Annotated in this window: 10 protein-coding genes and 2 tRNA genes; 3 read left to right on the top strand and 9 right to left on the bottom strand. The window is 68.7% G+C overall.

Features of this window, described 5'->3' with window-relative positions; all coding sequences use genetic code 11:
* Positions 1-121: 121 nt before the first annotated feature.
* Positions 122-2,746 carry a valine--tRNA ligase gene (locus AQJ67_RS21200; protein ID WP_062720620.1) on the bottom strand — a complete coding sequence of 875 codons (2,625 nt, stop codon included), beginning with the start codon at positions 2,744-2,746 and terminating at the stop codon, positions 122-124.
* Positions 2,747-2,882: 136 nt separating this feature from the next.
* Here AQJ67_RS21200 and AQJ67_RS21205 point away from each other — a divergent pair, with 136 nt between their 5' ends.
* Positions 2,883-3,854, top strand: a complete 972-nt coding sequence (locus AQJ67_RS21205; protein WP_062720621.1) for a hypothetical protein — start codon at positions 2,883-2,885, stop codon at positions 3,852-3,854.
* Positions 3,855-3,926: 72 nt separating this feature from the next.
* On the opposite strand, the gene clpX is transcribed toward AQJ67_RS21205, so the two are convergent.
* The 5 genes from clpX to AQJ67_RS21230 all read right to left on the bottom strand — a co-directional run bounded on the left by clpX (position 3,927) and on the right by AQJ67_RS21230 (position 8,660).
* Positions 3,927-5,213, bottom strand: coding sequence for an ATP-dependent Clp protease ATP-binding subunit ClpX (gene clpX, locus AQJ67_RS21210; RefSeq protein WP_062720622.1), 1,287 nt, complete (start codon positions 5,211-5,213; stop codon positions 3,927-3,929).
* Between the two features lie 180 nt (positions 5,214-5,393).
* Positions 5,394-6,074, bottom strand: a complete 681-nt coding sequence (locus AQJ67_RS21215; protein ID WP_062720623.1) for an ATP-dependent Clp protease proteolytic subunit — start codon at positions 6,072-6,074, stop codon at positions 5,394-5,396.
* Between the two features lie 50 nt (positions 6,075-6,124).
* Positions 6,125-6,733 (bottom strand): ATP-dependent Clp protease proteolytic subunit, encoded by a 609-nt coding sequence (locus AQJ67_RS21220; protein WP_030052245.1) that lies wholly within the window; start codon positions 6,731-6,733, stop codon positions 6,125-6,127.
* Positions 6,734-6,987: 254 nt separating this feature from the next.
* A complete protein-coding gene (gene tig / locus AQJ67_RS21225; protein ID WP_062720624.1) occupies positions 6,988-8,382 on the bottom strand; it encodes a trigger factor in 1,395 nt (464 codons plus the stop codon).
* A gap of 201 nt (positions 8,383-8,583) precedes the next feature.
* Positions 8,584-8,660, bottom strand: a tRNA-Pro gene (locus AQJ67_RS21230).
* 131 nt (positions 8,661-8,791) lie between these two features.
* On the opposite strand from AQJ67_RS21230, the gene AQJ67_RS21235 reads away from it, so the two are divergent.
* Positions 8,792-8,862, top strand: a tRNA-Gly gene (locus AQJ67_RS21235).
* Between the two features lie 67 nt (positions 8,863-8,929).
* On the opposite strand, the gene AQJ67_RS21240 is transcribed toward AQJ67_RS21235, so the two are convergent.
* Positions 8,930-11,083 (bottom strand): protein kinase domain-containing protein, encoded by a 2,154-nt coding sequence (locus AQJ67_RS21240; RefSeq protein ID WP_062720625.1) that lies wholly within the window; start codon positions 11,081-11,083, stop codon positions 8,930-8,932.
* A 90-nt stretch (positions 11,084-11,173) separates the two neighbouring features.
* Positions 11,174-11,368: a hypothetical protein gene (locus tag AQJ67_RS21245; protein ID WP_030044846.1), complete on the bottom strand. Its 195-nt coding sequence runs from the start codon at positions 11,366-11,368 to the stop codon at positions 11,174-11,176.
* A gap of 612 nt (positions 11,369-11,980) precedes the next feature.
* Here AQJ67_RS21245 and AQJ67_RS21250 point away from each other — a divergent pair.
* Positions 11,981-13,120, top strand: coding sequence for an acyltransferase family protein (locus AQJ67_RS21250; RefSeq protein WP_425264171.1), 1,140 nt, complete (start codon positions 11,981-11,983; stop codon positions 13,118-13,120).
* A gap of 46 nt (positions 13,121-13,166) precedes the next feature.
* Here the strand turns inward: AQJ67_RS21250 and AQJ67_RS21255 are convergent, their stop codons facing one another.
* A complete protein-coding gene (locus tag AQJ67_RS21255) occupies positions 13,167-13,634 on the bottom strand; it encodes an HD domain-containing protein (protein WP_062720627.1) in 468 nt (155 codons plus the stop codon).
* Positions 13,635-13,713: the final 79 nt, after the last annotated feature.

Below are 13,713 nucleotides of genomic sequence, written 5' to 3' on the forward strand. Positions count from 1 at the left end.
GTGGGGGCTGATGGGCGGCTGACGGTCGGGGGGGGCTGGTCGCGCAGTTCCCCGCGCCCCTGAGTGGGCAAAGGCCCCCTGTGCTACATCGCACAGGGGGCCTTCAGTCGCGTAAAACGACTCACGCCTCCGGCAGGCGGTCCAGCTGGGCGGCGATGCGGGCGATGTCGTCGTCCGCCTTCGCCAGGCGGCCGCGGATCTTCTCCACGACGTTGTCCGGGGCCTTCGCCAGGAACGCCTCGTTGCCGAGCTTGGCCGTGGCCTGGGCCTTTTCCTTCTCGGCGGCGGCCAGGTCCTTCGCGAGGCGCTTGCGCTCCGCCGCGACGTCGATCGTGCCGGAGAGGTCGAGGGCGACCGTGGCACCGGCGACCGGGAGGGTGGCCGTGGCCGCGAAGTTCTCGCCCTCCGGCTGCAGGCGCAGCAGCTGGCGGATGGCCGGCTCGTGCGGGGCGAGGGCCGTGCCGTCCAGGGTGAGGCGGGCCGGCACGCGCTGGCCCGGCTGGAGGCCCTGGTCGGCGCGGAAGCGGCGGACCTCGGTGATGACCGACTGGAGCGACTCGATCTCCTGCTCGGCGCCCTGGTCACGGAAGCCGCTGTCGGCCGGCCACTCGGCGATCACGACCGACTCGCCGCCGGTGAGGGTGGTCCACAGGGTCTCCGTGACGAACGGGACCACCGGGTGCAGCAGCTTCAGCGTGACGTCGAGGACCTCGCCGAGGACGCGCTTGCTGACCTCGGCCGGCGCGCCGCCCGCCTGGAACGTCGTCTTGGACAGCTCGACGTACCAGTCGAAGACCTCGTCCCACGCGAAGTGGAAGAGGGCGTCGGACAGCTTGGCGAACTGGTAGTCCTCGTAGAACGCGTCGACTTCGGCGACGACGGAGTTGAGGCGGGAGAGGATCCAGCGGTCGGTCGAGGACATCGCCGACGGCTCCGGGAGCGGGCCGTCCACCGTCGCGCCGTTCATCAGCGCGAAGCGGGTCGCGTTCCAGATCTTGTTGGCGAAGTTGCGGGAGCCCTGGACCCAGTCCTCGCCGATCGGGACGTCGACGCCCGGGTTGGCGCCACGGGCGAGCGTGAACCGGAGGGCGTCGCTGCCGTACTTGTCCATCCAGTCCAGCGGGTTGACCGCGTTGCCGAAGGACTTCGACATCTTCTTGCCGAACTGGTCGCGGACCATGCCGTGCAGGGCGATGGTGTGGAACGGCGGGGTGCCGTCCATCGCGTACAGGCCGAACATCATCATCCGGGCGACCCAGAAGAAGAGGATGTCGTAGCCGGTGACCAGGACGGAGTTCGGATAGAACTTCGCGAGCGACTCGGTCTGTTCGGGCCAGCCGAGGGTCGAGAAGGGCCACAGGCCGGAGGAGAACCAGGTGTCGAGGACGTCGGTGTCCTGACGCCAGCCCTCACCGCTCGGCGGCTCCTCGTCCGGACCGACACAGACGACCTCACCCTCGGGGCCGTACCAGACCGGAATCCGGTGACCCCACCACAACTGACGCGAAATACACCAGTCGTGGAGGTTGTCGACCCAGTCGAAGTACCGCTTCTCCATCTCCTGCGGGTGGATCTTGACCCGGCCGTCGCGGACCGCGTCACCGGCGGCCTTGGCGAGCGGGCCGACCTTGACCCACCACTGCATGGACAGGCGCGGCTCGATGGTGGTCTTGCAGCGCGAGCAGTGGCCGACCGAGTGGACGTACGGCCGCTTCTCCGCGACGATCCGGCCCTCGGCACGCAGTGCGGCGACGATGGCCGAGCGGGCTTCGAGGCGGTCCAGGCCCTGGAAGGGCCCGTGGGCGGTGATGACCGCGTGCTCGTCCATCACGGCGAGGGACGGCAGGCCGTGACGCTGGCCGATCTCGAAGTCGTTCGGGTCGTGGGCCGGGGTGACCTTGACGGCACCCGTGCCGAACTCGGGGTCGACGTGCTCGTCGGCGACGACGGGGATACGGCGGCCGGTGAGCGGCAGCTCGATCTCACGGCCGACGAGATGGCGGTAGCGCTCGTCCTCGGGGTGGACGGCGACCGCGGTGTCGCCGAGCATCGTCTCGGCACGGGTCGTCGCCACGACGATGGCGTCGTCGCCCTCGCCGTACCGGATGGAGACGAGCTCGCCGTCGTCGTCCTGGTACTCGACCTCGATGTCCGAGATGGCCGTCAGACAGCGCGGGCACCAGTTGATGATGCGCTCGGCGCGGTAGATGAGCTCGTCGTCGTAGAGGCGTTTGAAGATGGTCTGGACGGCCTGGGACAGGCCCTCGTCCATGGTGAAGCGCTCGCGCGACCACGCGACGCCGTCACCGAGGCGCCGCATCTGTCCGCTGATCTGCCCGCCGGACTCGCCCTTCCACTGCCAGACGCGCTCGACGAACGCCTCACGGCCCAGGTCGTGCCGGGACTTGCCCTCCTTGCCGAGCTCGCGCTCGACGACGTTCTGCGTGGCGATACCGGCGTGGTCCATGCCGGGCTGCCACAGCGTCTCGTAACCCTGCATGCGCTTACGGCGCGTCAGGGCGTCGATGAGGGTGTGCTCGAAGGCGTGCCCGAGGTGGAGCGAGCCCGTGACGTTCGGCGGCGGGATCACGATCGTGTACGGCGGCTTGTCGCTCTTCTCGTCCGCCTCGAAGTAACCGCGCTCTACCCAGCGCTCGTACAGCGGCCCCTCTACATCGGCCGGCGCGTACTGGGTCGGCAGTTCGGTGTCGGGCGCTGGTGGCTGCTGCTGAGCGTTCTCGGTCACCCGCTCAGTTTAGGGGTGTCCCGGGCGTGTCCCGAAACGCGTTTGTTCTGTAACGGTGGGCACCCCGATGCCGTGCGTCCACGGGGTTTGCGCCAGGATGTCGTGAACGCATAAGCATCTGGAGGGGAACCCAGAAATGAGCTACAACCAGCCGGGCCCGTACGGCGGGCAGCCCCAGCAGCCCGGTCCGTACGGCCAGCCGGGTCCGTACGGCCAGCAGCCGCAGGCGCCCCAGCCCGGCTACGGCTACCCCCAGCAGGCTCCGCCGCCCCAGCCCCAGCCCGGCTACGGCTACCCTCAGCAGCCCCCCGGCGTCCCGCCCCAGCAGCCGGGCCCGTACGGCCAGCAGCAGCCGCCCTACGGCCAGGCCCCCTACGGCGTGCCGCAGCCGCCGGCCCCGGGTGGCGGCGGCAAGAAGACCGGCCTGATCATCGGCGCGGTGGCGGTCGTGGCCGCGATCGCCGTCGGAGCGTACTTCGCACTCGGCGGCAGCCGTGGCGGCGCGGGCGGCAGCCTTGAGGACGACGGCGCGCACAAGCTGGCGACTCCGCAGAAGCTGCTCAGCGAGTACACGCGGACGACCGACGACGGTCAGTCGTCCGGCAGCGAGTCGGCGTCGGAGCTGGAGAAGAGCGGCGTCAAGAACGGCACCGACGTCAGCAGTCTCTATTCGACCGCGGACCTTTCGGGTTACGACCCCAACGACCCGAACAGCTCCATGCCCGATCTGGGCAAACTGGCGAAAGCCAAGAGCATCTACTTCATGGGCGCCTACGGCGAGATCGCCGACCCCGAGAAGGCCCTGGACGCGCTGTTCACGAGCTTCAAGAAGTCTGCCGAGGAGGACTCCTCCTCCAGCAGCGCCGGCAAGACCGAACTGGTCGGCGAGCCCGAGTCGGCCGACCTCGACGGCGCGGTCATGAAGTGCCAGTCGCTCAAGGGCCAGAACCTGATGACCAAGCAGGAGACGACCAACTGGTTCTGCGCCTGGGCCGACTACAGCACCATCGCTCTGGTGTCCCCGAGTGACGCGACGGCGAGCGTCTCCAAGGACGTGGCGATCGACATCACCACGAAGGTCCGCGCGGAGGTCCGCGTCAAGGCCTGACGCCCAGTAGCCCCCACGCAGAAGGGGCCCCGGTCGGTCGACCGGGGCCCCTTCTGTACGTCTGTGCTGCGGCTACGCCGTCTTCTGCTCTCCCGACCCGCGCCCCCGCGCGTCACGCGGGATCAGCGTCGGGTTCACGTTCGAGTGGACGACGTCCGCCGTGATGACGACGCGGGCCACGTCCTTGCGGGACGGGATCTCGTACATCACGCCCTGGAGGACTTCCTCCATGATGGCGCGCAGGCCGCGGGCGCCGGTCTGGCGGAGGATGGCCTGGTCGGCGATGGCCTCCAGGGCCTCGCGCTCGAAGTCCAGCTCCACGCCGTCGAGTTCGAAGAGGCGCTGGTACTGCTTCACCAGCGCGTTGCGGGGCTCGACGAGGATCTGGAGGAGGGCCTCGCGGTCGAGGTTGTGGACCGAGGTGATGACGGGGAGCCGGCCGATGAACTCGGGGATCATGCCGAACTTGACCAGGTCCTCGGGCATGACGTCCTCGAACTGGTCCTTGGCCTCCAGCTCGCGCTTGGAGCGGATGGTCGCGCCGAAGCCGATGCCCTTGGCGCCGGCCCGGGACTCGATGATCTTCTCAAGACCGGCGAACGCGCCGCCCACGATGAACAGGACGTTCGTCGTGTCGATCTGGATGAATTCCTGGTGGGGGTGCTTACGGCCGCCCTGCGGGGGAACCGAGGCGGTGGTGCCCTCAAGGATCTTCAGCAGGGCCTGCTGGACGCCCTCACCGCTGACGTCTCGCGTGATCGACGGATTTTCACTCTTCCGCGCGACCTTGTCGATCTCGTCGATGTAGATGATCCCGGTCTCGGCCTTCTTGACGTCGTAGTCGGCCGCCTGGATCAGCTTCAGCAGGATGTTCTCGACGTCCTCGCCGACATACCCGGCCTCCGTCAGCGCCGTCGCGTCGGCGATGGCGAACGGGACGTTGAGCATACGGGCCAGGGTCTGCGCCAGCAGTGTCTTGCCGGAGCCCGTGGGGCCCAGCAGCAGGATGTTGGACTTCGCCAACTCGATGGCGTCGTCGCGGCCTTGGGCACCGCCGTTCTCGCCGGCCTGGACGCGCTTGTAGTGGTTGTAGACGGCGACGGAGAGCGCCTTCTTGGCCGCTTCCTGGCCGACCACGTACCCCTCGAGGAACTCGTAGATCTCGCGCGGCTTGGGGAGTTCCTCCCAGCGGACCTCACTGGTCTCCGCGAGCTCTTCCTCGATGATCTCGTTGCAGAGATCGATGCACTCGTCGCAGATGTACACACCAGGGCCTGCGATGAGCTTCTTGACCTGCTTCTGGCTCTTGCCGCAGAACGAGCACTTGAGCAGATCGCCGCCGTCACCGATGCGTGCCACGGTGTGCTTCCCCTTCGCCTGGGAGACGCCTGGACGTTTTCGAATCCAGCGGCTCCTGGTGCTGCCTTATGTCGACGGTACCTTGCCTGGCCCCCCGTTCGGGCCCCCCTTGGCGCGGTTCACTTTGACGTGCACCGTCCCAAACCGTGCCAAGGGGCAGCAGACACTACCGGGTCCGCGTCAGCGAACGTCGGCGTTGTTCATCTTCCGCGTGGAGATGATCTGGTCGATCAGCCCGTACGACAGCGCGTCCTCGGCCGTGAGGATCTTGTCGCGCTCGATGTCCTCGCGGATCTTCTCGATCGGCGTGGTGGAGTGCTTGGCCAGCATCTCCTCCAGCTGCGAGCGCATCCGGAGGATTTCGTTGGCGGCGATCTCCAGGTCGGAGACCTGGCCGCGGCCCGTCTCGCTGTACGGCTGGTGGATCAGCACACGCGCGTTGGGCAGCGCCATGCGCTTGCCCGGCGAACCGGCGGCCAGCAGGACGGCGGCGGCGGAGGCAGCCTGGCCCATGCAGACCGTCTGGATGTCGGGCTTCACGAACTGCATCGTGTCGTAGATGGCCGTGAGCGCGGTGAAGGAGCCGCCGGGGCTGTTGATGTAGACCGAGATGTCCCGGTCGGGGTCCATCGACTCCAGGCACAGCAGCTGCGCCATGACGTCATTGGCGGAGGCGTCGTCGATCTGCACGCCGAGGAAGATCACGCGCTCTTCGAAGAGCTTCGCGTACGGGTCGTACTCGCGGATGCCCTGCGAGGTGCGCTCGACGAAGCGGGGGATCACGTACCGGGACTCGGCGGCCGGACCCGTGTACTCGGCGCGCGTGCGGTCGTACAGGCCGCTGCCGGGAAAGTCGTTCACTGTCTGTCTCCTAGGGGCTTAGGCGGTCGGCTGGGGGCTGTCCTGGGGTCTCAGGCCCCGGTGCCGCCGCCGCCCGGGATACCGGCAGCCGTGGTGATGACGTCGTCGATGAGGCCGTACTCCTTGGCCTCCTCGGGGTCGAACCAGCGGTCGCGGTCCGAGTCCCGGGTGACCTGCTCGACGGTCTGGCCGGTGTGCTGGGCCGTGAGCTCGGCCATACGCTTCTTGGTGTGCAGCAGGCGCTCGGCGTGGATCTTGATGTCCGAGGCCGAGCCGGCGAGGCCGGCGGAGGGCTGGTGGATCAGGATCTCGGCGTTCGGCAGCGCGAAGCGCTTGCCGGGGGTGCCCGCGCTGAGCAGGAACTGGCCCATCGAGGCGGCGAGACCCATGGCGATGGTCATCACGTCGTTCTTGATGAACTGCATGGTGTCGTAGATCGCCATGCCGGCCGTGATCGAGCCGCCGGGGCTGTTGATGTAGAGGTTGATGTCCTTGTCGGGGTCGGCCGCGGCAAGGAGCAGCAACTGTGCGGTGATCTTGTTCGCGATGTCGTCGTCGACCGGCTGGCCGAGGAAGATGATCCGCTCGTTGAGCAGCCGGTTGTAGACCTGGTCGCCGAGGCCACCGCCGATGGAGGGCTCGCCGGCGGCGGAGGGCATCAGATTCGTCACGTATCCACCTGCTCGTCTTACGACGGCGCCGGGCCGTCTTACGTCTTCTGCGGGCAACGGGGGCTCCCCTGCCCTCATACTCATGGACCCTAACGCGGTGGCCCTGTGCTGCAATCCCGGTTCAGCGGGTGTTCGCCGGGGGCGTAGCGCCCCGGGGCCTGTGAGTACGGGCGTACGGAAGAAGGGCCCTGGGGATTTCACCTCCCCAGGGCCCTTCCTACGAGCTACGCGTCGCCGTGGGCTCAGCCCTCGGACTTCTCCTCGGCGGCGTCGTCGGCGGTGCCCTCGGCGGCCTCGACGGTCTCCGTGGCCTGCTCGACGTCGTCCTCGTCGTCCAGGTCGATGACCTCGCCGTTGGTGTCCTTGACCGTGGCCTTCTCGACCACGACGGCCAGGGCCTTGCCGCGGGCGACCTCGCCGACCAGGAGCGGAACCTGGCCGCCCTCGACGACGGCCTGGGCGAACTGGTCGGGGGACATGCCGGAGGAGGCGGCGCGGCGCATGAGGTGCTCGGTGAGCTCCTCCTGGTTGACGTTCAGCTTCTCCTGCTTGACGAGCTCGTCGAGGACGAACTGCGTCTTGATGCCCTTGACCGCGGCTTCCTTGGTCTCGGCGTCGAACTCCTCGACCGTCTTGCCCTGGATCTCGAGGTACTTCTCGAGGTCGAGACCCATCTGGCCGAGCTGGTGGTGCTCCAGGTTGTGCTTGCGGGTGTTGATCTCGTCCTCGAGCAGCTTCTCGGGGACGGGCACCTCGACGAGCTCCAGCAGCTTCTCCAGGACGCGCTCCTGGGCCTGCGTGGCCTGGTCGTACTGCTTCATGTTCTCGAGGCGCTTGCGGCTGTCGGCCTTGAGCTCGTCGAGGGTGTCGAACTCGGAGGCGAGCTGCGCGAAGTCGTCGTCCAGCTCGGGCAGTTCGCGCGCGGCGACCTGGGTGACCTTGACGGTGACCTCGGCCGCCTTCCCGGCCGCCGAGCCGCCCTTGAGCTCGGAGGTGAAGGTGGCCTCGCCACCGGCCTCCAGGCCCTTCACGGCGTCGTCGATGCCGTCCAGCAGCTCACCGGAGCCGATGGTGTAGGAGACGCCCTCGGCGACGCCGTCCTCCAGGACCTCGCCGTCGACCTTGGCCTGCAGGTCGATCGTGACGACGTCGCCGTCCTCGGCGGCACGCTCGACCGGGGAGGTGGACGCGAAGCGCTCGCGGAGCTGCTCGACCGACTTCTCGATGTCCTCCTCGGTGACCTCGACGGCGTCGACCTCGACCTCGATGCCGGAGTAGTCCGGGATCTCGATGGTCGGGCGGACGTCGACCTCGGCGGTGAAGTTCAGCGTCTCGCCGTCCTTCAGCTCGGTGATGTCGACCTCGGGCTGGCCCAGGACGTCGATCTCCGCCTCGTTGACCGCCTCGGTGTAGAACTTCGGCAGCGCGTCGTTGACGGCCTCCTCCAGCACGGCGCCACGGCCGAACCGCTGGTCGATGACGCGGGCCGGGATCTTGCCCTTGCGGAAGCCCTTCACCGTGACCTGCTGGTTGATCTTCTTGTACGCCGCGTCGAGGCTGTCCTTGAGCTCCTCGAAGGGCACCTCGATGCTGAGCCGAACCCGAGTCGGGTTCAGGGTCTCCACGGCGCTCTTCACGGTTCGGTCTCCTTGGGGGCTGACTTCTTGGTTTCTGCCGGGGCCAGACTGGTCCGGCGGATTTCGTCGCCCGGAGGACTTCCAGAGGTTCCTGTGGATGAGACACACGGGCGCGCAGCTTGCATAGTAACCGCAGCCGCTCAACGCCCCAAAGGCGATCAAGCGAGGTGACCGTGCGGATGACCGGTGCGGACCGGTCGGTGGTCGGGGTGGCGGGATTTGAACCCACGGCCTTCCGCTCCCAAAGCGGACGCGCTACCAAGCTGCGCCACACCCCGTGCTGGTGCGACACGTAGGGTACATGCCCGCGGACGGCGCGGCCGCCGCATTTACGGGGTGTGCGGTGAGGGGCACCGACCCGCTACGATGCCTTCTGTGCCGCGGTCACCTGACCTGCGGCGCGTCCTGTGCGGGCGTAGCTCAATGGTAGAGCCCTAGTCTTCCAAACTAGCTACGCGGGTTCGATTCCCGTCGCCCGCTCTGTACGGCTCAGGGCCAGGTCAGAGGGTTCATCCCCGACCTGGCCCTGATCGTTTCCGGAGTCCGGTCAGTCGCCGCGCAGGGTGCGGATGTCCACCGTGTAGACGGAGCGGATGCCGTACGGGACGTAGAGCGCGTCGCCGGCGAGGGTCGGGGGAGCTACTACGGCGGCGAAGTCGGGGGTGCCGCCGTCGTCGCGTCCCTGGAGGGTGGCCTCCACGGCGCCGGTGCTCAGGTTCAGGGCCGCCAGGCGGCCGCTCGGGGACGCCAGGTAGAGGTGGGACGCGGTGGCGAGGGGGACGCCCGGCGACTCCACGGTGGAGTTGCTCTCCCAGAGCTGGCGTCCGCTGTCCGGGGCGACCGCGCGGACGCTGCCGCTGGGCGACGTGACGTAGAGCCGGTCGCCCAGGAGGGTGGGGGTGGTGCCCTCGGGCTGGGGCTGTGACAGCCGTACGGTCGTCATGACGTGCGAGGTGGCATGGATCAGGGTGAGCGTGCGGCGTACGCCGGTCGTGTCGAGCACCACCAAGCGTCCGTCGGCCTGTCCGATGACGTCCTTCTCTCCCTTGACGCGCACGGTCCAGCGGGGCCGGCCGGTGGCCCGGTCGAGCTGCGCGACGCTCGTGCTGGAGGCGCTGTCCTCCTCGCCCCACGTCTGGCACACCAGGTACGCGTTCCGGGCGGCGCTGCGCAGCAGGCACGTCTGGGTGGCGGGGCTGGGCATCGGACGCTTCCAGCGGACCTTGCCGTCGGTGGCGTCGAGCAGGGCGTAGTACTGACCCTTCGAGCCGTAGGCGGTGATGATGCCCTCCGGTACGGCGGTGGAGAAGCCCTGCTCGGCGTTGGGTTCCGTGGCCTCGTCGCCGTCGCCCGTGGCCGTCTTCCAGATCACCTTGCCGGTCTCGGCGTCGAGCGCCTGGACGGTGTAGTGGCTGGTGGGGAACGCGTCCCCGATGACGACGCCGTCGTCGGCGCCGTAGACGTACACGCGGCCGCTGCGCGCGGCGATGATCGTGCCCAAGTCGCTGCTGCCGTTGTCGTCGGCGGTCCCGTCGATCGGCCGGGCCCAGGTGTTGCGGCCGTCGGCGAGGGCGAAGCGGGTGGCCATGACGTCGTCGCCGGCGCAGACGAGGGAGCGGCCGGTGGCCGCGCAGCGGGTGAAGGGGGCGTCGGCGCCGGCCGAGTCCTTGTCGACGCTCGGGTCCTTCGACTTGTTGTGCCAGGCCTGCCAGCCGAGGGGCAGCTCGCCCGGGTCGCTGTCGTCGCCGGTGAGGGCGACCGTGGTGGTGGCGAGGGCCGCGAGGACCACGGCGCCGGCCGCGGAGGCCAGCCAGAGGCGTCGGCGGCGGGGGCGGGGGCGGCCGGGGTCCACGGCGGTCGGGGGTTCGTCCGCGGGGCTCGGGTCGGGGAGGGCGCCGTCGCGCAGCAGGGTCAGCAGGGCGTCCGGCGTGGCGCGGGACTTGGGGTTCTTTTCCAGGCAGAGCCGGATGAAGGGGAGCAACTCGGACGGGGTGCCGTCGAGTTCGGCGGTGCCTTCGACGACCCGGATGGCCGTTTCGTACGGGCTCGGGCTGTCGAACGGGCCGCGTCCGGTGGCGGCGTACGCGAGGACCGAGCCGAGGGAGAAGACGTCGGCGGCCGGGCCCACGTCCTGCGGGGAGGAGAACTGCTCCGGGGACATGTAGGGCGGAGTGCCCATGACGCGGCCGGTCTGGGTGAGGACGTCGGAGGGCGCGAACTCGGCGGCGCGGGAGATGCCGAAGTCGATGACGCGGGGGCCGTCGTCGGCGAGCATCACATTGGCCGGTTTCAGATCACGGTGGACCATGCCGGCGCGGTGGATGTCCCGCAGGGCCTCGGCGAGGCCGGCGGCGAGTTCGCGCAACTGCGGCAGGGGCAGGGGGCCGTGGCGCCGGACATGGGTGCCGAGGTCCTCGCCGGGGATGTAGAGCGTGGCCATCCAGGGGCGCGGCGCGGCGGCGTCCGCGTCCACGACGGGGGCGGTGAAGGCGCCGCTGACCTGGCGGGCGGCGGCCACCTCGCGACGGAACCGGGTGCGGAACTCGTCGTCGTCGGCGTACTGCGCGTGCACGACCTTGAGGGCCAGGCGGCGGCCGGAGGCCGAGCGGGCGAGGTAGACCACGCCCATGCCACCGGAGCCGAGGCGGTCCTCGATCCGGTAGCCGCCCACCTCGGCCGGGTCCGTCTCGCGCAGCGCCATCCGTACGTTCCCCCGTTCCGGACCGTTCGACGATCTCGAACGAGGGTATCCGTACCGTTCCGGGTCGCCCCACGGACCCCGGAACGGACCCTAGAACTGGATGGAGTTGATGGTCTCGGCTATCGAGTTGAGGAATCTCTGGATGTCGTCCGCCATGCCGGTCGAGGCGAGGAAGAAGCCGAACAGCACGGCGACGACGGCGGGACCGGCCTTCAGGGATCCCCCACGGATCAACACCACCAAGATGATCGCCAACAGCAACACCACTGACAGCGAAATGGCCACAACAGATCACACCCTCGGTCGGTCCGCTCTCCCGGCCCGGGGACGCGACCCCGCGCACCCCCGCCAGAACCATCGTGCCACCAACCGGGCCCCGCTATGCGGCACGTGACGTTTCGTTCGCCACACCTGTGCCGGATCTGTGTGGGCCCAGCGGGCGCGACGACCTCTCCCGTCACACCCGTACAGGATTTCGAACGGGCACCCGCGAAGGGAATTCGGCGGATTCGTTTCCATCGACACACAACGTGTTCGCGGGTATTTCGAATTACGGGTGAGTTGATCATTCCATCGGGGTCATCTCCTGGCCATATGCACCCCTTAGTCCGGATGAATCCGGACAAGACGGGTGACCAACAGGTGTCCTACCGGTGCATGTTCGCTGTACACGCGAGGTCGCGCGCAATAACCGGGAATGACCTCGCGGGTTTTACGAAATCCCACAGGCAACGCTAGGGTGCCTCAGATGTTCCATGCTGCCTCGTCCCCCGCATGCGCAGCGAGGGCCTCGATCGACTCCCCCGGCTTCCGGCGGGAGGGTCTGTGAACAACTCGCTGCGACCGCACGGCCACAACAGAGCGCCACTCCCCCCGGCAGAGTCGTCGGCGGACGGAGTGCCCAGTCCACGCTCGCCGCAGAACCAGCCCAACCAGCAGGCTCAGGCGGACAACAGATCCGCGTCCGGCGGTGCCAAGCAGCGCGACGCGTTCTTCGACAACGCCAAGTACCTGGCGATCGTCCTCGTCGCCATAGGACACAGCTGGGAGCCGATCAAGGGTGACAGCCGGATCCTGGAGGCCGTGTACACCGTCGTGTACACCTTCCACATGCCGGCGTTCATCATCATCTCCGGCTTCTTCTCGCGCAGTTTCGACGCGACCCCCAGCCGGCTGAAGCGCCTGATCACCGGCGTCGCGGTGCCGTACATCGTCTTCGAGACGGCCTACCCGCTCTTCAAGCGCTGGATCGCCGAGGACCCGAGCCAGGAGATCAGCCTCCTGGACCCGTGGTACCTGACCTGGTTCCTGTGCGCGCTGTTCATCTGGCGGATGACCACCCCCATCTGGAAGATGGTGCGCTGGCCGCTGCCGCTCGCGCTCGGACTCGCCATGGCGGCGACCGTCACCCCGGAGATCGGTGACGACCTCGATCTCCAGCGGGTGCTGCAGTTCCTGCCGTACTTCGTGCTGGGCCTGGTCATGAAGCCCGAGCACTTCCACATGGTGCGTACGCGCACGGTGCGGATCCTGGCCGTGCCGGTGTTCGCGGTCGCGCTGGGCTTCGGGTGGTGGGCCGTGCCGCGGATGAACACCGCGTGGTTCTACCACCGTGACGCCGCGCAGGAACTCGGTGCGCCGTGGTGGGCCGGGCCGGTCATGGTGCTGGCGATGTTCGGCTGCTCGCTGCTGCTGACGGCCTGCTTCTTCGCGTGGGTGCCGCGGCGGCACATGTGGTTCACGGCGCTCGGTGCCGGGACGCTGTACGGCTATCTGCTGCACGGGTTCTTCGTGAAGGCCGGCGACTACCAGGGGTGGTTCGACCACGGCTGGCTGCACCGGCCGCTGGGCGAGATCTTCGTCTCCGTCGTCGCGGCTGTCGGTGTGACGCTGCTGTGCACTTCACCGGTGCAGCGGGTGTTCCGGTTCGCGATGGAGCCCAAGATGGAGTGGGCGTTCAAGCGGGACGCGGCCGCATTGGCTCGTGAGCGTGAGAAGCGGGAAGGTGCGGGCGCCCGGGAGAAGGTCAGCGCCTGATCCCTGCGCCGTTCCCTCACATCTGAAGATCAGGATTTGCGGAGAGTCAGTCTCCGGTCAGGCCGAGAAGTGCGCGCATCCGTGCGTACTTCTCGGTCAGTCGTTTGCGGGTCGGTTCGTCGAGGGCGGCCAGGCGGGACGGGTCCGCGTTGTGGGCCAGGTCCGCCTCCTTCACGAGGAGGGCGCCCGGGGTGGTGAGGATGCGGGTGGCGTAGGCCTCGGGGGGTTCGCCCGGGTGCTTGGTGACGGCGCGGACGATCGCCTTCGTTCGGGGGCTCAGTGGGGCTTCTTCCAGCCACTGGTCGGTGAGGGCGTCGTCCTCCACCGCGTCGTGGAGCCAGGCCGCGGCGATCTGGGCGTCGTCGCCGCCGCGGGTGCGTACGCCGTCCGCTACGGCTCTGAGGTGTTCGGTGTACGGGCGGCCGGCCTTGTCCTTCTGGCGGGCGTGGGCCGTGCGGGCGATGGTCTCTACGGCGGCCAGGGGCAGCGGGGTCGGGTGGTCGGTGTCGGTCACCGGTCCAGTGTGCCCTCGCCCCCGCCGCCCCTACCCGTCCCATCCTTGAAGGGGCTCCGCCCCTTCGACCCCGCCAGGG

Source organism: Streptomyces caeruleatus, from assembly GCF_001514235.1.
Taxonomy (GTDB): Bacteria; Actinomycetota; Actinomycetes; order Streptomycetales; family Streptomycetaceae; genus Streptomyces; species Streptomyces caeruleatus.

Excerpts from the sequence above, each read along its gene's own strand:
- AQJ67_RS21205 (WP_062720621.1), top strand. The coding sequence starts at position 2,883 with ATGAGCTACAACCAGCCGGGCCCGTACGGCGGGCAGCCCCAGCAGCCC.
- AQJ67_RS21220 (WP_030052245.1), bottom strand. The coding sequence starts at position 6,733 with ATGCCCTCCGCCGCCGGCGAGCCCTCCATCGGCGGTGGCCTCGGCGAC.
- AQJ67_RS21240 (WP_062720625.1), bottom strand. The coding sequence starts at position 11,083 with ATGGCGCTGCGCGAGACGGACCCGGCCGAGGTGGGCGGCTACCGGATC.